Source organism: Actinocrinis sp. (genome assembly GCF_035605935.1).
GTDB lineage: Bacteria > Actinomycetota > Actinomycetes > Streptomycetales > Catenulisporaceae > Actinocrinis.
In genome coordinates this window covers 20,477-41,338 of sequence record NZ_DATNGK010000306.1, presented here as the reverse complement: position 1 = coordinate 41,338, position 20,862 = coordinate 20,477, and the positions used below count along the sequence as shown (strand labels likewise).

General features: G+C 68.2%; 16 protein-coding genes. 11 read left to right on the top strand and 5 right to left on the bottom strand.

What is annotated here, in order from left to right; translation table 11 throughout:
- Nucleotides 1-22: 22 nt before the first annotated feature.
- From VN779_RS24935 to VN779_RS24925, 3 genes are all read right to left on the bottom strand, one after another.
- Entirely contained in the window at nucleotides 23-1,819 is a 1,797-nt protein-coding gene (locus VN779_RS24935; RefSeq protein ID WP_325727553.1) for a carbohydrate-binding module family 20 domain-containing protein, read from the bottom strand.
- Nucleotides 1,820-1,972: 153 nt separating this feature from the next.
- The gene (locus VN779_RS24930; RefSeq protein ID WP_325727534.1) at nucleotides 1,973-3,088 is read right to left on the bottom strand and encodes a substrate-binding domain-containing protein; all 1,116 of its coding nucleotides are present in this window, start codon (nucleotides 3,086-3,088) and stop codon (nucleotides 1,973-1,975) included.
- The gene (locus tag VN779_RS24925) at nucleotides 3,085-4,995 is read right to left on the bottom strand and encodes a heparinase II/III domain-containing protein (protein ID WP_325727532.1); all 1,911 of its coding nucleotides are present in this window, start codon (nucleotides 4,993-4,995) and stop codon (nucleotides 3,085-3,087) included. The genes VN779_RS24930 and VN779_RS24925 overlap by 4 nt, the downstream gene beginning before the upstream one ends.
- Before the next feature lie 193 nt (nucleotides 4,996-5,188).
- Between VN779_RS24925 and VN779_RS24920 the strand changes: the two genes are divergently transcribed.
- The 10 genes from VN779_RS24920 to VN779_RS24875 all read left to right on the top strand — a co-directional run bounded on the left by VN779_RS24920 (nucleotide 5,189) and on the right by VN779_RS24875 (nucleotide 16,316).
- Nucleotides 5,189-7,324: a DUF2264 domain-containing protein gene (locus VN779_RS24920; RefSeq protein WP_325727530.1), complete on the top strand. Its 2,136-nt coding sequence runs from the start codon at nucleotides 5,189-5,191 to the stop codon at nucleotides 7,322-7,324.
- Entirely contained in the window at nucleotides 7,321-8,637 is a 1,317-nt protein-coding gene (locus tag VN779_RS24915) for an ABC transporter substrate-binding protein (protein ID WP_325727528.1), read from the top strand. Before VN779_RS24920 ends, VN779_RS24915 begins: the two co-directional genes overlap by 4 nt.
- A 180-nt stretch (nucleotides 8,638-8,817) precedes the next feature.
- A complete protein-coding gene (locus VN779_RS24910) occupies nucleotides 8,818-9,747 on the top strand; it encodes a sugar ABC transporter permease (protein ID WP_325727526.1) in 930 nt (309 codons plus the stop codon).
- Nucleotides 9,747-10,655, top strand: coding sequence for a carbohydrate ABC transporter permease (locus tag VN779_RS24905; protein ID WP_325727524.1), 909 nt, complete (start codon nucleotides 9,747-9,749; stop codon nucleotides 10,653-10,655). The genes VN779_RS24910 and VN779_RS24905 overlap by 1 nt, the downstream gene beginning before the upstream one ends.
- A 2-nt stretch (nucleotides 10,656-10,657) precedes the next feature.
- On the top strand, nucleotides 10,658-11,335 hold the full coding sequence (locus tag VN779_RS24900; protein WP_325727522.1) for a hypothetical protein: 678 nt from the start codon (nucleotides 10,658-10,660) through the stop codon (nucleotides 11,333-11,335).
- Between the two features lie 97 nt (nucleotides 11,336-11,432).
- Nucleotides 11,433-12,617 (top strand): glycoside hydrolase family 88 protein, encoded by a 1,185-nt coding sequence (locus VN779_RS24895; RefSeq protein ID WP_325727520.1) that lies wholly within the window; start codon nucleotides 11,433-11,435, stop codon nucleotides 12,615-12,617.
- Between the two features lie 57 nt (nucleotides 12,618-12,674).
- Entirely contained in the window at nucleotides 12,675-13,502 is an 828-nt protein-coding gene (gene iolB, locus VN779_RS24890; RefSeq protein WP_325727518.1) for a 5-deoxy-glucuronate isomerase, read from the top strand.
- A gap of 14 nt (nucleotides 13,503-13,516) precedes the next feature.
- Entirely contained in the window at nucleotides 13,517-14,281 is a 765-nt protein-coding gene (gene kduD, locus VN779_RS24885; RefSeq protein WP_325727516.1) for a 2-dehydro-3-deoxy-D-gluconate 5-dehydrogenase KduD, read from the top strand.
- A gap of 68 nt (nucleotides 14,282-14,349) precedes the next feature.
- On the top strand, nucleotides 14,350-15,840 hold the full coding sequence (locus VN779_RS24880; RefSeq protein ID WP_325727514.1) for a ricin-type beta-trefoil lectin domain protein: 1,491 nt from the start codon (nucleotides 14,350-14,352) through the stop codon (nucleotides 15,838-15,840).
- A gap of 116 nt (nucleotides 15,841-15,956) precedes the next feature.
- Nucleotides 15,957-16,316 carry a VOC family protein gene (locus tag VN779_RS24875; RefSeq protein ID WP_325727513.1) on the top strand — a complete coding sequence of 120 codons (360 nt, stop codon included), beginning with the start codon at nucleotides 15,957-15,959 and terminating at the stop codon, nucleotides 16,314-16,316.
- 35 nt (nucleotides 16,317-16,351) lie between these two features.
- On the opposite strand, the gene VN779_RS24870 is transcribed toward VN779_RS24875, so the two are convergent.
- Nucleotides 16,352-17,518 carry a MalY/PatB family protein gene (locus tag VN779_RS24870; RefSeq protein WP_325727511.1) on the bottom strand — a complete coding sequence of 389 codons (1,167 nt, stop codon included), beginning with the start codon at nucleotides 17,516-17,518 and terminating at the stop codon, nucleotides 16,352-16,354.
- Nucleotides 17,519-17,704: 186 nt separating this feature from the next.
- Here VN779_RS24870 and VN779_RS24865 point away from each other — a divergent pair, with 186 nt between their 5' ends.
- A complete protein-coding gene (locus VN779_RS24865; protein ID WP_325727509.1) occupies nucleotides 17,705-19,942 on the top strand; it encodes an alpha-galactosidase in 2,238 nt (745 codons plus the stop codon).
- A gap of 164 nt (nucleotides 19,943-20,106) precedes the next feature.
- Here the strand turns inward: VN779_RS24865 and VN779_RS24860 are convergent, their stop codons facing one another.
- The gene (locus tag VN779_RS24860) at nucleotides 20,107-20,856 is read right to left on the bottom strand and encodes a DUF6518 family protein (protein ID WP_325727507.1); all 750 of its coding nucleotides are present in this window, start codon (nucleotides 20,854-20,856) and stop codon (nucleotides 20,107-20,109) included.
- Nucleotides 20,857-20,862: the final 6 nt, after the last annotated feature.

Sequence of the window (20,862 nt, the reverse complement as noted above, 5' to 3'; positions counted from 1 at the left end):
TGATCGGACCGGACGGACCGGATCAGGAGCGCCAGGTGTCGTTGAAGGTGATCGATCCGGAAGCGCCGGTGGTGTAGAAGCGGTTGCTCCCGCTCTCCCAGACGACGTTTCCACTCGAGTCGATCTTGATGTACTTGTACTCGAAGTAGGTATTGGCCGGCACGCTGAGCGTGGCGGTCCACTGCGGATAGTTCTGCGAGGAGAGCGCGACGGCGTGGGCGGTGTTCCAGCTGCCGAGCGCCGGGATCGAGCCGACGAGGTAAACGTTCTGGCCCCAGCTCGTCGTCGCGTTCGCGTTGATGTTCACGGTGAATGTGGACGCTGACGAACCTGACACCCGGCTGTTGCGGTCGATGGCGACGGCGTCGTTCGCCGGGACCGTGACTGTCGCGCGGTTGCCGGAGACGGTCACGGTCGGGCCTGCGCAGGTCCCGCCGCTGACCGAGCCGTGGATGATGTCGCAGTACGTTCCGTCCGGCAGACCGGTGGTGAAGGTGCGGGTCTGCGCTGACGACTCGTTGTTCAGCGAGATCCACGCGTCTGGTCCGCGGGAGAACGCGATCAGGTTCGTGCCGTCGGTGTACCAGTTGGCCACCGGGTCGTTGCCGGCCAGCGCGAGGTTGTGCCAGCCGACCATGTTCGCCACGCCGGTGATCCGGTCGGTGCAGTACCAGCCGCTGCCGCAGTTGGTGTTCGTCACGAACCCGTTGGCGTCCGAGGGCGGCGAATCGTTGGTGTTGTTCCAGGTGAAGCTCGCGTACACCTGCGGCGTGCCGAAGCCCCAGGCCAGCAGGAACTCGTTGGCCAGCGCGTACGTCGCGCCGTTCTTGTAGCTCAGGTTGGAGCCGTCGCGCTCGGTGTCGTGGTTGTTGACGAAGGTGGAGGAGTATGCGCTCGGAATCAGGCTCCATGTCGAGAAGCCGCCGAAATTGGCCAGATCGCCGCCGCTGCTGAACTGGGTCTTGAGCGCGTCGGCGTAGTCGAAGCCGATCAGGCTGCCGGTGTTCTCGAAGGCGGCCGGTTGCAACTGCGTGTTGGTGCTGCCGAGCGCCACTTCCTGGACGATGTAGACCGGCTGGCCGCTCGTCGTGTCCTTGTTCAGCATGCCTTCGAGCGCGGACAGGTCGGCGTGCGCCATGTGCTTCGCGGCATCGAGCCGGAAGCCGTCCACGCCATAGCCGATCAGCTTGTTGAGGTACGCGGCCTCGGTCGTGCGCACGTAGCTCGACTCAGTGCGCAGATCCGGCAGCGCGTCGAGTTCGCATTCGGTGACCTGCTGGTAGTCGTTCCAGTCGGTGATCTGGTCCGAGGAGACCGGGCAGTCGTTCGGGTAGTTGTGGAAATCCGGGGACGAAAACGCCGGATACGCCGAGCCGGGGGTGTAACTCGAGCCGCCGTAACTGGTGTCGTTTCCGTCCTGCCTGGCCATATGGTTCAGCACGGCGTCGACGTACACCTTCACGCCGGCCTGGTGGCACGCGGTCACCATGGCCCGGAACTGCGCGTCGTTGCCCATGCGGCTGGTCAGGTTGTAGTCGACCGGCTGGTAGATCTCCCACCACGGATGCCCGTCCGCGGCATCGGTCATCGAGTCCTCGGGCGGGGCGACTTGGACGGCCGCATATCCGTCCGGGCCGAGCACGCTGGTGCACTCCGCGGCGACCGAGTTCCAGTTCCACATGAACAGGTTCGCGGTCACGTCCTTGGCCGGGCTGCTCGCCTGCGCCGGCGCGGCGGCACCGACCAGGCTCACGGGAACGGCCGTCGCGGCGACCAGGGCGGCGGCGACGGCGAGCGATTTTCCGGGGTGACGACGCATCACCTAAGTGAGCATACGAACGGAACTCGTGGTGAACTAGGCCGAAGCCGGTGTTTTTGCCTGGCGAGTCGTCTCCAGTGCTTCTTCGCCCTTGCAGCTCCCGGTCCGGCCGCGCCGCCGCAATCGGATTCGGGGCCAGGGCGGCACCGCCGATCAACTCGCTGACTTGGGTGGCGCCGAGGACTCACGCACCGTCAGCGACGGGCTGATGATCACGCGGTGGGTCGGCAGCTCGGGGTCCGCGAGGCGGTCGGTGATCAGTCGCACCGCGGCCCGGCCGATCGAGCGGCGCGGCGGGCGCACGGCGGTGAGCGGAGGGCTGCACAGCACCGCGATCTCGTCGTCGTAGGCGACCACGGACAGGTCGCCGGGCACCGAGAGGTGACGCTCTTCGCACCGCTGCACCAACGCGATGGCCTCGGCGTCCGCGTGCACGACGAGCGCAGTGGTGCGCGTCTTGAGGCAGCGGTCCAGAACCTCGTCCAGCGCGGCCTCCCACACCGCCGGGCGGGACGGCACCCGAGCATCAACGGTCGCTGCGGGATCCTGCCCGCAGTCGGTGACCGCCTCCAGCCAGCCGCGGTGCAGGTGCGGGCTGGTCGGGCTGTGCTCGCCGAGCACCACGCCGACCTTGCGGTGGCCAAGGGAGACCAGGTGGCGCACGGCCATCGCGGCGCCCAGGGCATGATCGGTCACGACCGACTCGACCACGGCGTGGTGCGGTCCAAGGGTGGCCGTGCGCTCGATCAGCACCACCGGCATGCCCGCCGCGGCCAGCCATTCGAGCGTGTCCTCGGCGGTCGGCGCGTCCATCCGCGGGGCCACGATCAGCCCGTCCACGCTGAGCTGTTCGACCAGCCGGATCAGCTGCGGCCGGTCGTCCTCGGTCTCGTAGGAGGAGCCGCGCAGCACTATGCGCGCGCCGACCTCCCGGGCCGCTTCTTCAGCGCCGCGCGCGACGTCCGGCCAGTAATAGTCGAGCGAGGGCACCAGCATGCCCAATGTCCGGACGCCGGCTGACGGCGCGTTACTCGCCGAGTCCTCGGCCGCGACGTCCTCGTCGAATTCCGGCAGCGCCACGCCTCCGTGCACCCGGCGTACCAGCCCCTCGGCGGCGAGCTGGGCGATGTCCCGGCGGATGGTCACCGCGGCCGCGCCGAGCCTGCCGCTCAGATCGGAGATCCGCAGCACACCGTCGTGCCGCAGCGCTTCGAGCAGCTGCGCGCGGCGAGCGACCTGAAGCGGTCCGCGAGTATCGGGTGCGCTCACCGCAGTTCCTCCACTGTCAGTTCGAGGGCGCCGACCGGTCCCAACGCCGTGACGTCGATTTCCAGCCGGGTCAGCCGATCCCCCCACGCTGCTCGGAGCATGGGGTCGTCGAGGTCGCGCACCGTGCTGGTGCAGGGCGCGTGCGCCGGGTTCCAGGTCAGGCATACCGTACCGGCGCCATCGAGCGCGGTGATTTCGGCGCGTCCGGTGCCGAGGCGCACCTCACCCGCGGCGATCAGATTGATCCGGCTTCGGTTGAGCGGATCGTCAGGCGTCGAAGCAGATTTGGGAGCCGCAGCCGGGCTGAGCTGCCATGAGTCGCGCACGGTGACCCGGCCGCTGGCCCGGTCCAGCCGCGCGGTGCGCCACCAATGGCGCACATCGTCGCGCGGGTAAGCCGCCGCGAGGTCGAGGGTCAACTCGCAGCCCTCGGCATCGACGAGAGCTGACACATCGCGGGCCGCATACTTGCTACCGGGCGCCTGCGCGCTGCCGCGGATCTCCGGGACGTTGTGCCAGCTGCTTTGCATCGTCCAGATGCCGTACCGATCCGGTCCGAACGTCTGCGCGGTGTACGTGGGACGACCAGGATCAACGAGCACGGGCACGCCATCGAGGGCGATGATCACGCTGCCCACGTCGTTGTGGTTGTGGTGCTCGCCGTTGTGGCCGCCCTTCGCGGCGAGCGTCAGGCCGGACGGCGAGCCAGCCGTGCGGCGGCCCACCAACACCTGGGTCGATGCGAGCCAGACCTCGCGGGGCAGCGGTGAAGTGTCCGGCTGCGCCCGCCGCCACTGCGGATCCGTCAGAGCGCGTAACAATCGGCCAAGCCCCTGATTCTCATGGGCGACCGGCGTTCCAGGCTGTCGATGCGCGGCTGCGTGCGCCTGCGCGTCGAGATCGCCCACCCGGCGTGCCGCGCGGTACAGCGCGTGCCACGGCTGATCGCTCGACGGCCGCGCTGGACCGTCCGCGTGGTTGACGTACCAGGCGCCGCCCAAATGCATCCGATGCGGAAAGGCGACGGTCTCGCGCAGGGCGGCCGCGGTGCTTGTGCTCAACTCGCGCCCCGTCGCGTAGTCGAGCACATCGATGGCTTCCAACAGCCGGCACGCGCCGTTCCACCAGTACGCGTATCCCTCGTCGATAGCCCCGTCGTCCGGAAGGGACGCGCGATACCGGTCGAGTCCTTCGATGACCAGCTCTACGAGTTCGGCGCGGCGTGCCCGGTCCTCGACAAGACGCAGGGCCGCGATCAGTACGTTGCCGTGAATCCACGGGTTCCAGTTGTGCACGTCACCGTCGAGGCCGAGCCAGTGCCAGTCGCGCCGCTCGGCGAACGGTGTCAGAACTCGGCGATCGACCTCGTAGCGGATGCGGGCCCGCAGGCCGGGAATCCGCTCGTCGAGTCGGTCGCCGAGCAGCTGATCGATCCAGGCCAGTTGGGCGGCTACCTCTCCGGCGCCGAGGTCCAGGCACGGGTCAGTGACGGTCGGCACCACCGCGCCATGCCGCAGCAAGGTGTCGTCATGGGCGGGCCAGCACCAGCTGCTCTGTTCGCATAGCAGAGTCACGCCGTCGGCCACCTCGTCGAGCCAGAGGTCGTTGAGCTTCACGGTTTCGAGCGTGACCGCGGCGAGCACGGCGGCGCGGCTGAGGCGATACTCCCGGGCCCAGAGGACCTGCTCATACCCGTCGCGGTCGCCGTCGCGAAAGTACCGGGCGTAGGCGGTGGCGAGGGGCATCGGCCATGGTGAGCCGAGATCCGCCTCGGCGCGTTCTCGCAGCACTCTGATCGTCGCCTCGTCGAGCTGCTCGGGCGCCCAGGTGCGCCGATCGGCGGCTGACGGGACCGGCAGGCAGTCCTGTGGGGGAGCGAGCACTTCGGCTATCCGCGTCCGCGACATCTCTCCCTCTCGCGCATCCGGGGCGGTTGATCGAAGCTGGCTGATCGAATCTGATCGTATCAGATCACAATGGCGTGGGAAGGCTGCTTTTGATCATATGAGTCGCCTGTTGGTATTGACATGCTCACTTCCGATCGATTTTATGTCCCTGCAACAGACTCGTTCACCTTTCGAACACCAGCGGAGGAGGGACATGCCAAGCGATCCAGCACGGGCCGCCCGCTCCGCGCAGGACGCGGACTGGACTCGGCAGGACTGGACACGATTCGCCGACCTGCTGCTCACCTCCGCACGGCGTTTCGCATCACCTGGGCACGCACGCATCACGCCGCCCGGCCCCGAGGGCGGTTTCGGCCGGGCGGTCGACGGGCTCGAAGGTTTCGCGCGCACGTTCCTGCTGGCCGGCTTCCGCATCGCCGGAGAGCGCGGCGCCGGGCTCGATGAACTGGCCGACTGGTACGCGACCGGGATCGCCACCGGCACCGACCCCGCCTCGCCCGAGCGCTGGGTGCGGCTCGACGAACACGCGCAGGCCAAGGTCGAGGCCGCATCGATCGCGCTGATGCTCGACCTGACCCGGCCGTGGATCTGGGACCGGCTCGACCAAGGCGTGCAAGAGCGTGTCGTCGAGTACCTGTCCCCGGCCGTCGGCGACCCGACCTATCCGCGGATCAACTGGGTCTGGTTCCGCCTCGTCGTGCAGACCTTCCTGCGTTCGGTGGGCGGCCCCTGGTCGGCCGACGACGTCGCCGAGGATCTGGCCACACACGACACGTTCCGCCGCGCCGACGGCTGGTTGTCGGATGGCCAGGAACGGGCGTACGACCACTACGCGGGCTGGGCGCTGCACCTGTATCCGACGCTCTGGGCGCGGATGGCGGGCGCTGCGCAGCTGGCGGCCGGACGGCGCGAGCGCGATGTCGCCGCACTCGACCGGTTCCTCCAGGACGCGGTGGCGCTCATCGGCGCGGACGGCTCGCCGCTGATTCAGGGCCGCAGCCTGACCTACCGCTTCGCGGCGGCGGCGCCGTTCTGGGTCGGGGCGATCGCCGAGGTGCCGTCGCTGACGGCTGGTCAGCTGAGGCACGCCGCCAGTCGCATCGTCACGCACTTCGCGCAGCGGGGAGCGCCTGATGAGCGCGGAGTGCTCTCGCTCGGCTGGCATGACGCCTGGCCGCGGCTGGCCCAGGCCTACTCCGGGCCGGGCTCGCCTTACTGGGCGGCCAAGGGACTGCTGGGCCTCGCGTTGCCCGCGGACCACCCGGTGTGGACCTCACCCGCGCAGCCGCTGCCGGTGCAGACCACTGACATCGTGCGCGCGGTACGCGCGCCGGGATGGCTTATCTCCGGCACGCGGACCGACGGCATCGTGCGCATCATCAATCACGGCACCGATCACGCCACCGAAGGTTCCACAGTCTCCGACTCCCCGCTGTATGCGCGCCTCGGCTATTCCACCGCGACGGCGCCCGTGCTCAACGACGACGGATGGACCGGACCGGCCGACCAGTGCGTCGCAATACTGGATGACCAGGGCCGCGCCAGCCATCGCAGCGGATTGCGAACACTGATCGTGCGAGTCGATCGCGGTGAGGCTGGACCCGTGGGCGTCGCCGGGTCGGTGACGCTCGCGCACTGGGTCACCGCGGATCCGGCCGGTCAGCGCGACCACGGCAGCGGCAGGTCCGGACCGTCCCGGCTGGCCGGCCGGCTTACCGTGTACTCGCTGGTGCGCGGCCCTTGGGAACTGCGCCTGTGCCGGATCGATGATGTGCCCGAGGGGCTCGATCTCACTGCGTTGCGAGTCAGGATCGCCGGGTGGCCGGTCGCCGGCGAGGGCGCAGCCGACGTCCGCGGCTCGGGTTGCGCGATCGCGACCGGTGCCGACCTGGTCTCCGCCCTGCGCAACGTGCCGATCGACGACGCGGGCCGCGAAACAGACCCAGCAGCGTTGACAACCGCTGCTGGCTTCGAGAATGCCGCGGGCGTGGCCGTCTACCACGACGCCGGTCCACTCGGCAGCCCGACGCGCGTCCCGTGGCTCGACCACGCCGTTCGCCCGGGCGCCTGGATCGCCGCGCTCGTAGAACTCTCTGGCGGCGAGAGCCACCAGGACCACGGTGCCTGCCGGGTTTCGCTCAACCGGGCAGATCAGGGCGCCGGATATCAGGGCTCTGCCGACCGCGGTCGCGGCGTCGGAGTCGAGTGGCCAGACGGCCTCAGCACGTTCACGCACCTATCCACGCGCACACGCCGAGGAAGCCGCAGCGGCGACCCGGCGGCGATCCGGGCCCGGCGACGGGCCCTTGTCTCAAAGGAGAGAGGATGAAGCGCCTCATATCCACCGTGCTCGGTGTCACGGCGGCGACCTCGCTGCTCGTCGGCGGATGCAGCAGCGGTTCCCCGGCGGCCTCGGCCAGCGCGGGCGTACCCAGCGGCCCGGTGACGTTGACACTGGCCGGCTGGAGTCTGTCGACCACTCCGGAGTTCAAGACTCTGGCCGACGGCTTCCACGCGGCTCATCCCAACGTGACCGTGCAGCTGAAGGAATACGACGCCACCAACTACGACACGCAGATGGTCGCGGACCTGGCCGCCCACTCCGCGCCGGACATCTACGTGCTCAAGAACCTCAAGAACTTCTACACCTACCAAAGCGGCGGCCAGCTCGTGGACGTCTCCGACGTGGCGAAGAGCCTGGGCAGCCAGGTCGGCGGCCTGTCCGACTATCAGGTCGACGGCAAGACCTACGCGATCCCGTACCGGCAGGACTCGTGGGTGCTGTTCTACAACAAGGCCCTGTTCGACAAGGCCGGGGTCGCGTACCCGGACGGTTCATGGACCTGGGACAAGTACGTCAGCACCTCCGAGCAGCTGACCACGTCGCTCAAGGCCAAGGGCTCGAAGGCGGTCGGCGACTACCAGCACCTCTGGCAGTCGACCGTGCAGGGCTTCGCCCTCGCCCAGACCCCGGGCGCGAAGCTGACCAGCGGCGACTTCGGCTACCTCAAGCCGTATTACGACCGCGCGCTCGCCCTGCAAAGCGCCGGGGCGCAGCCCACCTTCGGCACGGTCAGCACCAACAAGCTGACCTACCAGGCTCAGTTCGGCAAGCAGCAGGCCGCGATGATGCCGATGGGCACCTGGTACATCGCAACCTTGCTCAAGCAGCAGGGCACCGGTGACGCGGACACCTTCCCGTGGGGCATCGCGCCCGCGCCGCAGTTCGACGCGAGCACCACCGGGACCTCGGCCACACCGGTCACCTTCGGCGACCCGACCGGCCTGGGCATCAACCCGGCCATCAGCTCCGACAAGGTCTCCGCGGCCAAGGCGTTCCTCGAGTACGCAGCCGGTGTGCAGGGAGCCAAGTCGCTGGCCGCGATCGGCATCACCCCGGCCGACACCGCCGCGGTGGCCGCCGACTTCTTCTCGCTCAAGGGCATGCCGAGCGACTCGCTGTCCAAGTTCGCCTTCTCCACGCACGACACCAAGCCGGAGAACCCGGTGTCCAAGTACACCGCGCAGTTGCAAGACCTGCTCAACAACCTGCACACGGCGGTGATGTCAGGCAGCAAGGGCATTGCCGGCGCGATCAGCGACGCACAGTCGCAAGCCAAGAGCCAGATCCTCAACCAATAGGGCTGTAGGCCGTGTGTAAGAAGTCTCGCCGGGACCGCGGCGCCTGCCACGGCCTTGCACTGAGAAACGCGGCACCGAAGCAGTGATTGCGTGACCGGGTGCGGCGTGCGGTGCGCGCCGCACCCGCGCACCGCACCCCGGACCCGGTCACGCGACGCCGACTGAACCGAGAGAGCCCCCATGGCAACGACGATCCAAGCCCCCACCCAGCCGGGGCGGCCCGCGCGGCGCCGACCCAGCCGGCTGGTGTGGCGCAACACCGCGGTGGGATGGTCATTCCTGCTGCCCAATTTCATCGGCTTCGCGGTGCTGACCTTGGCGCCGGTGTTCGTGCTGTTCTACCTCGCCTTCACCTCCTGGAACGTGTTCGGCGCGGCGAAGTGGACCGGCGTCGCCAACTTCAAGCGGCTGATCCACGACCAGAGCTTCTGGACCGCGCTGGAGAACACGCTCTACTACACGGCCCTGCACATTCCGCTCACGCTCGGCGCGGCCCTCGGCCTGGCGCTGCTGCTCAACCGGAAACTGCGCGGCGTGGCCTTCTTCCGCACCGTCGCCTTCTTCCCCTACATCACCTCGATCGTCGCCGCGGCTCAGGTCTGGAACATGCTGTTCAGCCCGCAGTACGGCCCGATCGACGCGATGCTGCGGCTCGTCGGGGTGTCCCACCCGCCGGGCTGGACGGTGTCCACCACCTGGTCGATGCCGGCGGTGATCCTGGTCGGCACGTGGCGGGAGATGGGCTACTACATGCTGATCTTCCTGGCCGGGCTTCAGACCATCCCGGCGCAGTTGTACGAGGCCGCCCGCGTGGACGGCGCGAACGCGTGGCAGCGCTTCCGCGCCGTGACCATCCCGTCGCTGCGGCCGACGACCTTCTTCGTCACCGTGATGCTCACCATCGGCAGCTTCAAGGTGTTCGACCTGATCCTGCTGCTGACCAACGGCGGGCCCGGCCAGTCGACGCTGGTGCTCTCGCAGTACATCTACCAGACCGGCTTCCAGGAGAATCAGTTCGGCTACGCCTCGGCCATCTCGGTCGTGCTGTTCGTGCTCTGCTTCCTGGTCACCATCGTCCAGTTCACGGTGAACAAGCGCAGGAGCGTGTGATGAACGGCCGTGTGATGGACCCAGTGCTGGAGCCCGCCCCGGCGGACGCCCTGCTCACGCCGATCCCGCGCCGGCGAACCGGAAAGCGCGCGCGTCCCGCCGTCAGGGTGCTGATCTACGTGCTGCTCGCCGCCGCGGCGGCCGGGGTGCTGCTGCCGTTCTACTGGATGGTCGTCTCGTCCCTGAAGACGGACAACGACGTGTTCACCGTGCCGATCAAGTGGCTGCCGCACAGCGTGATCTGGCACAACTACCTGGACATCTGGCGCAAGTCGCAGATGACCACCTGGCTGAAGAACACGCTGATCCTGTCCTTCGTCGTGACGGTGCTTCAGCTGTTCACCGGCAGCTTCGCAGCTTACGGATTCGCCAAGGTGCGCTTCCCCGGCCGGGACGCGCTGTTCATCGCGTACGTCGGGACCATCGCAGTGCCCTGGCAGTCCTACATGATCCCGCAGTTCATCCTGATGTCGCACCTGCACCTGTCCAACACGCTGTGGTCGATCATCGCGCTACAGGCGTTCGGGGCGCTCGGCGTCTTCCTGATGAAGCAGTACTACGAGTCGATCCCCGAGGAACTGAGCGAGGCGGCCCGCATCGACGGGATGAGTGAATACGGCATCTACCGCCGCATCATGCTGCCGCTCTCGGCTCCGGCGCTGGCCAGCCTGGCGCTGCTCACCTTCGTCAACACCTGGAACGACTATCTCGGACCCCTGATCTACCTGCGCAGCCCGAACCTGCGCACCATCCAGCTGGGCCTGAGCACCTTCATCTCCCAGTACAACGCCGAGTACGCGCTGATCATGACCGGCTCGGTGCTCTCCGTGCTGCCGATCGCGGTGATCTTCCTGCTCGGGCAGCGCTACTTCGTCGAAGGCATCGCGACCACCGGCCTGAAGGGATGAGCATGCGGATCAAGCACGAAACCCTCGGCGCCGTCTTCGACATGGTCTACGTGGCGCTCATGACCAATCTGCTCCTGGTCCTCAGCTGCCTGCCGCTCGTCGTCGGCCTGCTGACCACTGACCCCGCACGATCCTGGCCGCTGCTCGCGCTGTTCGCGCCGCTGTGCGCGCCTGGACTGTGCGCGGCATTCGCGGTGCTCTCCGCCTTCAGCGATGAGCGCAACAACACCGCACTGCGCACGTTCGCGACGGCCTGGCGCGCCTCATTGCGCAAAGCCACCGCGTTGGGGGCCCTCGCTACCGCAGCGCTCGTGGTCTTAGGCGTGGACGCGCGTGCCGCGTGGGGCCACTCGATCGGCGCCGCCGCGATCCCGGTGCTCATCACAGCCATGGTCCTGGTTACCGCGACCTCGCTGCTGACGCTCGTCGTGATCGCGGAGCGGCCGAAAGTCCGCCTGCGCGACGCGCTGCGCGCCTGCCTCTACCTGGCGCTGCGGCGCTGGTACCTGACCGCGTTCTCGCTGGCCATTCTCACGATGCTGGAAACGCTCATCGCGAGCCGGCCCGCGATCGCGTTCGGTCTCGCGATGGCCCCGCTGCTTTACGTCGTCTGGGCCAACAGCCGCTTCACCCTGCGGGAGGCGCTGGGACCGATCCCCAGTGCGTCGGCCACGAGCTGAGCCGCACCGCCCGACCGACCCACCAGCGCCGCACCCGGCGCGCAAGTGCGGACCCGTACATCGCGCGGGCCCGCGGACGCACGAGGAGAGGACAGCAATGACGGCGATCGACGTCCGTCCCAGCCCCGACGCTGAAGCGACGGGGCCTGCGGTGGCCGCCGCGCTGCGCACGATCGACGCGAACATCGCCGAGTTCGGCGAGCGCTATCCCGGCGACACGACCGTACACGGCACATATCGGTTGCGGCCCGCGGCCCGCGGTCTGCCCGAGGGATCGAACCTCGGCTGGACCACCAGCTTCTGGCCGGGCGCCCTGTGGCTCGCGTTCGATCTGACCGAGGACGAGGCGTATCTGGCCGCCGCGACCGCTCATATACGCAGCTTCGTCGAACGCGTCGAGCGCCGCATCGACCTGGACACTCACGACCTCGGATTCCTCTACACCCTCGGCTGCGTGACCGCGTGGCGCCGCACCCGCGACGAAACCGCGCGCCGCGCCGCGCTCACGGCCGCCGATCACCTGCTCACCCGGGTGCTCGAACCGGCCGGAATCATCCAGGCCTGGGGGGACCTGAACGACCCGCGCCAGCGCGGCCGCACCATCATCGACAGCCTCATGAACACGCCGCTGTTGTTCTGGGCGAGCCAGACCAGCGGGGATCCCCGCTACCGCGAGGCCGCGCGGCGGCACACCGCCCAACTGCGTGACAATATCCTGCGACCGGACGGCACCACGTTCCACACCTTCTACTGGGATGTCGAGACCGGCCGGCCGCTGCGCGGAGAGACCGAACAGGGCAGCTCCGACGACTCATGCTGGGCACGTGGCCAGGCCTGGGGCATCTATGGTTTCACCCTGAACTACCGGTACACCGGCGATGCCTCGCTCCTGAAGGCCGCGCAGCGCTGCGCTGACTACTTTCTGGCCCACCTACCCGCCGACCACGTCGCGTACTGGGACCTGGAATTCACCGACGGCAGCGGACAGGAGCGCGACAGCTCCGCCGCCGCGATCGCCGCCAACGGCCTGATCGAACTGGCCGACCAACTCCCGAACGGCCCGCAACGCGAGGCCTACCGCGCCACCGCCGCCAACATCCTGACCTCACTCATCAGCGAATACGCCACCGCCGGGGACCCGAGCTCCAACGCGCTGCTTCTGCACGGCGTCTACGACAAGCCCAAAGGCATCGGGGTCGACGAAGGCACGCTATGGGGCGACTACTTCTACCTCGAAGCCCTGACCCGAGCCACCCGCCCGGACTGGTCAGACCCCTGGTAACCCGTCGACCCTGACAACGCGGTGACGCACTGAAGCCACGCACGAGAGACAGGACCCATGGACTACCGGTATCACTGTGACATCCCGGCCGAGAACGGCCTCAACGCTCTGCCGGTCAACCCGTGCCGGCTACTCGATCTCAGCTTCCTGAAACTCGACGCGGGCGATTCCTGGTCGGGAGAATCCGGCGAGCGCGAGATCCTCGCCGTCATCCTCGGCGGAAGAGCCACCTTCACGGTGGGCGATCACAAGTTCGCTGAGATCGGCGGCCGCGCCGACGTCTTCTCCGGCAAACCGCACTCGGTCTACATCCCGGCCGGATCCCCGGTCACCGTCGAGGCGGCCTCCGGGCCGGTGGAGATCGCGCTGCCGAGCGCACCGAGCGACCTGGCCGTCGATCCGTACGTCATCGAACCGGCGCAGGTGGCGGCGGGCCGCTGGGGAGCGGCGAACTTCGGCCGCACCTACCACCAGATCCTCACCGAGATCTCGCAGCCGGATCTGCCCGCCCGCCGCCTCATCGTCGGCGAAACCTATACGCCGTCAGGGAACTGGAGCACCTACCCACCGCACCGCCACGCGTTCGACAACCTCCCGGCCGAGGCGCAGCACGAGGAGATGTACTACTTCCGCACCAAGCCCGGCGACGGCTTCGGCATCAGCCGCGTCTACACCGACGACGGATACGAAGAGAACTACACGGCCCGCGATCATGCCGTGCAGATGATGCCGTCGGGCTATCACACCGTGGTCAGCGCGCCCGGATACACGACCTACTACCTCTGGTTCCTCGCCGGCACCCAACGCACGCAAGGGGCAACCGAAGACGCCGACCTCGCCTGGGTGGGGCGCACCGTCCCGACGCTGCGCGACCTCGGACTGTAGAGGCCGGGCAGACGATGATCCTCGACAGCTTCCGGCTCGACGGCCGCGTCGCCCTGGTCACCGGCGGCAATCGCGGCCTGGGCCAGATGTGTGCGCTCGCTCTCGCCGAGGCCGGAGCCGACATCGCGGTGCTGGGCCGCACGGAGCCGGCAGAAACGGCGTCCCTGATCAAGGCGCTCGGCCGGCGCGTGGCGGAGGTGCCGTGCGACCTGGCGCTGGCCGACCCCGCGCAACTCGCCGACGCGGTCGCCACGGTCGCCGCGCAACTTGGCCGCATCGACATCCTGGTGAACAACGCCGGCATCATCCGCCGCGCCCCGGCCGCCGAGGTCACCCCGACGGACTGGGACGAGGTCATGACCGTCAACCTCGACGCCGTCTTCCACCTCTCCCAGGCAGCGGGCCGCCGCATGCTCGCCCAAGGCGGCGGCCGCATCATCAACGTCGCCTCGATGCTCTCCTTCCAGGGCGGATTGCGGGTGCCCGCCTATACCGCGGCCAAGCACGCGGTGCTCGGCCTGACCAGGGCGCTGGCCAACGAATGGGCCGGGTCCGGAGTGAACGTCAACGCGATCGCGCCCGGTTACATGGCGACCGACAACACCGCGCCGCTGCGCGAGGACCCGATTCGCGCCGCGAGCATCCTCGAACGCATACCTGCCGGCCGTTGGGGCGCGCCCGAGGACGTCATGGGCGCTGTCGTCTTCCTCGCCTCCGACGCGGCGCGGTATGTGCACGGCGCCGTGCTACCCGTCGACGGAGGCTGGCTCGCCAGATAAGTACTTCCCCTAATCCAACACAGTGCCCGGAGTACAACGAAGTACCCACGCTGAAAGGATCACGCACAATGAGCAAGGAGAGATCATCGATTAGCACCGCGGGCCGGCCTACCGGCCTGCTCACCGCGTTCAGGCTGCTGATGGCCTGCGCGCTCGCCATCGCAGCGCTCGTGACCGTCGGCCAGCACCAGGCTCGCGCCTCCACCAGTCAGCTGCATGGGGTCAACTGGGCCGACCAGCGGGACAACTTCGTCAACGGAGTGCTATACCCGTCCGGACTCAGCTCGTCCGACACCTACTCCTCGGCCGCGACCGTGGCGAACCAGGTGGTCGGCCAGCTCTACTCGATCACCGGAGCCAACACGGTCCGGATACCCGTCAACGAACCGACCGTCTCCACGTTCTGGGGCACCTACACCGGAGCGATCGACACCGCGCTGACCAAGGGCAACGTCATCCTCGCCTACTGGGCATACAGCGGTGGCAAGCCGGCCAGTACGTCAGCGTTCTACTCAATGTGGGACACCATCGTCGGCAAGTACGCCAGCAACCCGAACGCGTACTTCGAGGTCATCAACGAGCCCTACTCGTACAGCGCGACCGACCTGGACAACCTCTACAACACCTGGCTGACCAGGTACCCGAGCGTGCCGCGCGGCCGGGTGATCCTCGACGGCACCGGCTACGCCCAGAACGCGTCGTCGGTCGGCAACGACAGCCGGCTTAGCAACACGCTGATCGGCATCCACGACTACTCGTTCTTCGTCAGCCCGCCGTACACCAGCGAATCCCAGTGGGCCGGCCACCTGGCCGGCGAGATCGGCTCCTTCGCCAGCCGCACCGTGGTGACCGAATGGGGCGGCCCGATGAGCCCCGGCACCAAGAACGGCGTCTACTACAACACCATCGACTACACCGTCCCCGGCACGAACTACTTCGACGACTACATCCGCGGCGAAAGCAGCGAAATGCGCACCCTGGGCGTCGGCAGCGTCTACTGGCCGGGCCTGCGCGACGGCGACTGGTACAGCATGACCAGCAAGACCGGCAGCGGCTCATCGATCAAGCTGTCCCTGGTGAACGCCTCGGGTCTTTCGCGGCTGCAATACGCGTGGGGCATCGGCGACGGTGGCGGAGGAGGCGGCGCGACCTACGTGCAGCTGCGCAACGCCGCGACCGGTCTGTGCATCGACGGCGCAGGGAGCACCACGAACGGCGCCAACGCCGAGCAGTCCACCTGCAACAGCGGTAACGCCAACCAGCAGTGGGCGGTCGTGGCCGACGGCAGCTACCAGCGGATCCAGAACCGGGCCACCGGCCTTTACCTCGACGGGATGGGCCGCACGACCAACGGATCCGCGGTAGGCCAGTACAGCAGCTCCACCAGCAACAACCAGCAGTGGACGGTGACGACCGACGGCAGCAATGTGCGCATAGCCGACCGCGCCACCGGCTTGTACATCGACGGCATGGGCCGCACCGGCTCCGGCTCCGACCTGGGTCAGTACAGCTCATCCAGCAGCACCAACCAGCAATGGCAGTCCGTGCCAGTAAGTTGATCTGACTGCTGATCCCGCCGCGCACCAGCGCTAAGACCCACTGACCAAGCGCTGGTGCGCGGCACGCGGGATGCTGCCGTGCCGCTGATGTCAGAGCCTTGTGCAAGGCTGACATCATGGCTACCGCGCGACGCATTGCACCGATCTTCCCTGTCCGCGACCTCGACGCGGCGCTGGCGTTTTACCAGCGGCTGGGCTTCTCCGTGCGCCCGTACTCCGGAGGCGGCTACGGCTTCGCCTCCCGCGACGGCCTCGAACTCCACCTGGGCGTCGTGCCCGCCGACGAGCGCCGCTCCGGCGCGGCGTACCTGTTCGTCGACGATTCCGACGCGATGGCCGCCGCCTGGCGGGCCTCGGGTGTCGAGGTGCACACGCCACAGGACACCGAGTGGGGCCAGCATGAGGGCGCTGTCGTCGATCCTGACGGCAACGTCATCCGATTCGGCTCGCCGATGCGGGGCGAGACCGAAAGCTAATGCCCCGGCGCTGGCGGTAGCGCTCGCCCGCGCAGTCAGGACCCGATCTCGCGCAGCCGGCGCAGGATCTCGGTCAGGACCGGCTCGGAAGTGGCGAAGTTGAGCCTGGCGTACCCCTGCCCGCCGGGTCCGAAGTCCGGACCGCTGCTGAGCATGACCCGACTGCCGGTGAGCAGCGTGGCGGCGGGATCGTCGCCCAATCCGAGCGCGCGCCAGTCCAGCCAGGCCAGGTAAGTCGCCTCGGGCAAATGGTGGCGCACCGCGGGCGGCAGCCCGGCCGCGACCAGCTGCCGGTTGCGATCAAGCAAGGCGCGTACCTCGGTTAGCCAGGATTCGCCGTGCCGCCACGCGGCGAGAGTCCCGAACACGCCAAGGCTGCCGGGCTGGCCGAGCAGGAGCGGCGGCAGGGCGTCGAGCGCGGCGCGGACGCACGCGGGCGCGACGTCGGCCACCGAGCAACGCAGGCCGGCCAGATTGAACGCTTTGCTCGCGGAGGTGAGTGTGACCGTCCGCGCGGCCACGTCGGGCGCCAGCGTGGCGAACGGCACATGCTGATGCGGCTCGTAGGCCAGCTCGGCGTGGATCTCGTCGGCGATGACGAGCAGATCGTGCCGCTGCGCGACCTCGGCGAGCGCGGACAGTTCGCCGCGCGAGAACACCCGGCCGGACGGATTGTGCGGGTTGACCAGAATCAACGCCCGGCATCCGTGCTGCGCTACATCCGCGGCGAGCCGGTCAGCGTCGAAGAACCACCCATCTTCGGTATCGACCATCGGGATCGGCACCAGCCGCCGGTCCATCTTTTCCAGCGTCTGCACGAAGGGCGGGTACGCGGGCGTGTGCATCGCTACCGCATCGCCGGGCTGCGTCGCGACGTGCAGGACGGCCTGAAGCGCCTGGATCACCTCCGTGAACACGCGCACATGTTCCGGCTGCGGCGCATATCCGTACCTTGTCGTCATGCGCTCGACGAACGCTTCGACGAGCGGATTGGCGGTCACACCGTCGTCCCACACCGGGTATCCGAGATCGCTGTGCACCGCCTCAGTGAGCGCGTTGCGGATCGGCTCGGCCACCGGGAAGTCCATGTCGGCGATCCAGCCGGGTAGCGCTCCGCGGGCGGTGGCCAGCGCCCACTTGACGCCGGGACGCTTGGCCAGTGTGGAGACTTCGAGATTGTCCAGTTCGAGATCGTCCAGCATGAAGCCAGCCTAGAGCGGCGACGCCAGACACCGGTGTGCGCTCTTAGCGCGCCAGAAGACATTCGACTACTTGACGCCTTGCAAGGTTGCGTTTACTTTCGTTTAACAATTTTCAAGAGTGTTGTGATGTTTGTTTTTCTGTTCGATTCTCGGCGGCCCCCGACACCTGTCCACGAGGAGTTCAGCATGCGCATCCCGTCAGCCCCGCCGACCCGATCCAGACCGCGCCGCCTTGTCACTGCTGCCCTGGCGATCGCCCTCGCCCTGTTCGCGCTCGCCGCCCCCCGAACTGCGGCCCGCGCGCAGGCCAATGGCGCCGCCCTCACCCCGCTGATGGGCTGGAGCAGCTGGTCGTTCCTGCGCGGCTCACCCACCGAGGCCAAGATGAAGGCCCAGGCGCAGGCCATGTCCACCTCCGGACTGGTCGCCGCCGGCTATAAGTACGTCAACCTCGACGACTTCTGGTACCTCAATCCCGCGAACACCGTCGACAGCTACGGCCGCTGGGTGACCGACACCACCACATTCCCCGACGGCATGGCGAATCTGGGCGCATACATCCACGGCCTCGGCGAGAAGTTCGGCATGTACCTCACACCTGGCATCCCAGTCGCCGCGTACAACCAGAACACCCCGATCGAAGGCACCTCGTTCCATGCCCGCGACATCGTCTCCAACACCAGCGGCCACGAGACGAACTACAACTTCGGCAACGTCATGTACTACATCGACTACGCCAAGAACCCCGCGGCCGCGCAGGCCTACCTCAACTCCTGGGCTAACCAGCTGGCCGGATACGGCATCGACTACCTCAAGGTGGACGGGATCAGCCCCAACGACGGCGACACCGAGGCCGTCGCCGACGTGCAGCACTGGGCCCAGGCGCTCAACCAGACCGGCCGCACCATCCACCTGGAGCTGTCCAACTCGCTGACCACCGCCGACATCGCGTCCTGGCAGCAGTACTCCAACGGCTGGCGCATCGACGGCGACGTCGAGTGCTACTGCGGCTCGAACGGCTCCTCCTTCCCACTGACCGACTGGAACAACGTCAAGGGGCGCTTCACCGACGTCGCCCGCTGGATCGGCGACGGCGTCACCGGCGGCTGGAACGACCTGGACTCCATCGAGGTGGGCAACGGAAGCAACGACGGCCTCACCCTCGATGAGCGCAAGACCCAGCTGACCCTGTGGGCGATCGAGAATTCGAACCTCACCCTCGGCGTGGACCTGACCAACCTCGACTCCACGGACCTCGGGCTGATGACCAACTCCGAGGTGCTGGCGGTGGACCAGGCCGGCCACCCGGCGCGCCCGGTCGACGCCACCACCTCCGCGCAGACCTGGTACGCGCCGAACGGCGACGGCAGCTACACGCTCGCCCTGTTCAATCTCGCCGACTCGGCCGCGACGGTCTCAGCGAACTGGCAGGACGTCGGCTTCACCGGCTCCCCGGCCACCGTGCACGACGACTGGTCCCACACTGACCTCGGCAGCTTCTCGACCGGCTACAGCGCTTCGCTGCCGGCGCACGGCTCGGCGCTGCTGAAGGTCACGCCGACGAACGCCGTCACCTACACGGCCATGTCCTACAACCTCAGCAATGTCAACAGCGGCATGAATCTCGCCGTATCCGGCAACTCGACCGCTTCCGGAGCGGCGATTGTGCAGCAGAGCGCGGACAACGCCCTGGACCAGGAATGGCAGCTCGTCCCGGTCGGCGACGGGACCTACCAGGTGATCAACCGCACCAGCCGACTGCAACTGACCGCTCCCTCCTCCGCGCAGGGCGCGCAGCTGATTCAGAAGGCTGACGACAACGCCGCCGACTCGCGCTGGCGGTTCACCCCGACCGGCAGCGGCTCTTACACGCTGGCCGCGGTCTCGAACGGGATGCTCGCCGACGTCTCCGGCGCATCAACGAGCGCGGGCGCCCCGGTGATCCAGTGGTCCTCGAACGGCGGCGCCAATCAGCACTGGACGCTGACGCCGGTCCCGGACCCCAACCAGAGCTACCGCGTCGAGAACTGGCTGACCGGCGGACGCCTGGACGTGAACAACGACTCCACCGCCAACGGCGCGCAACTGCTCGAATGGTCCGACAACGGCCGCACCGACCAGCGCTGGAGCTTCGTCAAGCAGGCCGGCGGCGCGTACACGATCGTCAACGTGAACAGCGGCAAGCTCGTCAACATCCCCGGCCCGACGACTACTCAGGGCACGCAGCTGATCCAGTTTCAGGACGACGGCAACAGCAACTCGCGCTGGACGCTCGTCGACGAAGGCCCCGGCGAGATCGCGTTCCAGAGCGCGTATGACAGTCAGCTGATCGATCTCTCCAACGGCGGTACGGCGCCCGGCACCGCCGTGCTTCAGTGGCCCGCCAACGCAGGTCCCAACCAGCGCTGGACGCTGGCACCCTAAGCCCGCGGCGCTGCGTTGATCACCGGCACGCAGCGCCGCGGCAAGACCGCGCGACCGCACTCGCGTGGACGGGCGTGTGGCCGATCGGACAAGGGGTCGGCCACACGCCCTCGGCCGCTTGACACGGCTGACGGTGTGGTCGCTGCGCTCGGCGCGGCCAGCGATCAGAACGTCTGGCTGTAGACCAGGTGCAGCAAGAGTTCGCCGACCACGGCCGCCGGAAGCGTCACGAGCAGCCACGCGCCGGTCCGCACGTGCTGGCGGCCGCGCGCACCGAGTGTCGCGATAAGAGCGAGGCCGATCGCGGCGAACAACGCCGCGCTCGAGTAGTAGTGCAGGAACAGCGCGTACGCGATGGCCGCCTCGCCGAGGAACGCGCTCGCGAGCAGCGCGAGCCCCAGCCCGCGCAGCGGTCCCCGCGCCGCGCGCCACAATCTGCCGGCCACGCCGAACGTCGGCCCGCCGATCACACCGCACAGCGCCCAGAACGCGGTGATTCCACTGCTCACCGCGACCCCGCGCAGATGCGCCGTCATGTCGTAGGCGAGCAACTGCACCACACAGGTCACCAACCCTGCCACGGCCGCGTGCCAGTAGCGCCGCGCCGCGACCCCGACCGCGAACGCCGGGGCGAGCCACGGACTCGCCGCGTTCACCAAGCCGAGCCACGGCGCGTTCAGGTGAGCCTGGAGCAGATCCGTGGCGACCCCGACCACCACGCCGACGAGAACCGCCAGCGCGAGCAGTGTGCCGAAGCCCGCATGCCAGCCAGGCTCCTGACGTGGCCCGAGGCGAAGGCCGATAACTCGTCTTGCCAGCAAAGCCTGAATCGGGCGGGACGCTCCAAGCGTGTCTTCGGACGCAGCCGTCAGCGTGGGTTCGTCCGGCGTGGTCATCGAGGCATCGGCGGTCACGCGATC

Coding starts and splice junctions, on each gene's coding strand:
- VN779_RS24935 (WP_325727553.1), bottom strand. CDS start 1,819: ATGCGTCGTCACCCCGGAAAATCGCTCGCCGTCGCCGCCGCCCTGGTC.
- VN779_RS24925 (WP_325727532.1), bottom strand. CDS start 4,995: ATGTCGCGGACGCGGATAGCCGAAGTGCTCGCTCCCCCACAGGACTGC.
- VN779_RS24920 (WP_325727530.1), top strand. CDS start 5,189: ATGCCAAGCGATCCAGCACGGGCCGCCCGCTCCGCGCAGGACGCGGAC.
- VN779_RS24915 (WP_325727528.1), top strand. CDS start 7,321: ATGAAGCGCCTCATATCCACCGTGCTCGGTGTCACGGCGGCGACCTCG.
- VN779_RS24910 (WP_325727526.1), top strand. CDS start 8,818: ATGGCAACGACGATCCAAGCCCCCACCCAGCCGGGGCGGCCCGCGCGG.
- VN779_RS24905 (WP_325727524.1), top strand. CDS start 9,747: ATGAACGGCCGTGTGATGGACCCAGTGCTGGAGCCCGCCCCGGCGGAC.
- VN779_RS24900 (WP_325727522.1), top strand. CDS start 10,658: ATGCGGATCAAGCACGAAACCCTCGGCGCCGTCTTCGACATGGTCTAC.
- VN779_RS24895 (WP_325727520.1), top strand. CDS start 11,433: ATGACGGCGATCGACGTCCGTCCCAGCCCCGACGCTGAAGCGACGGGG.
- iolB (WP_325727518.1), top strand. CDS start 12,675: ATGGACTACCGGTATCACTGTGACATCCCGGCCGAGAACGGCCTCAAC.
- kduD (WP_325727516.1), top strand. CDS start 13,517: ATGATCCTCGACAGCTTCCGGCTCGACGGCCGCGTCGCCCTGGTCACC.
- VN779_RS24880 (WP_325727514.1), top strand. CDS start 14,350: ATGAGCAAGGAGAGATCATCGATTAGCACCGCGGGCCGGCCTACCGGC.
- VN779_RS24875 (WP_325727513.1), top strand. CDS start 15,957: ATGGCTACCGCGCGACGCATTGCACCGATCTTCCCTGTCCGCGACCTC.
- VN779_RS24870 (WP_325727511.1), bottom strand. CDS start 17,518: ATGCTGGACGATCTCGAACTGGACAATCTCGAAGTCTCCACACTGGCC.
- VN779_RS24865 (WP_325727509.1), top strand. CDS start 17,705: ATGCGCATCCCGTCAGCCCCGCCGACCCGATCCAGACCGCGCCGCCTT.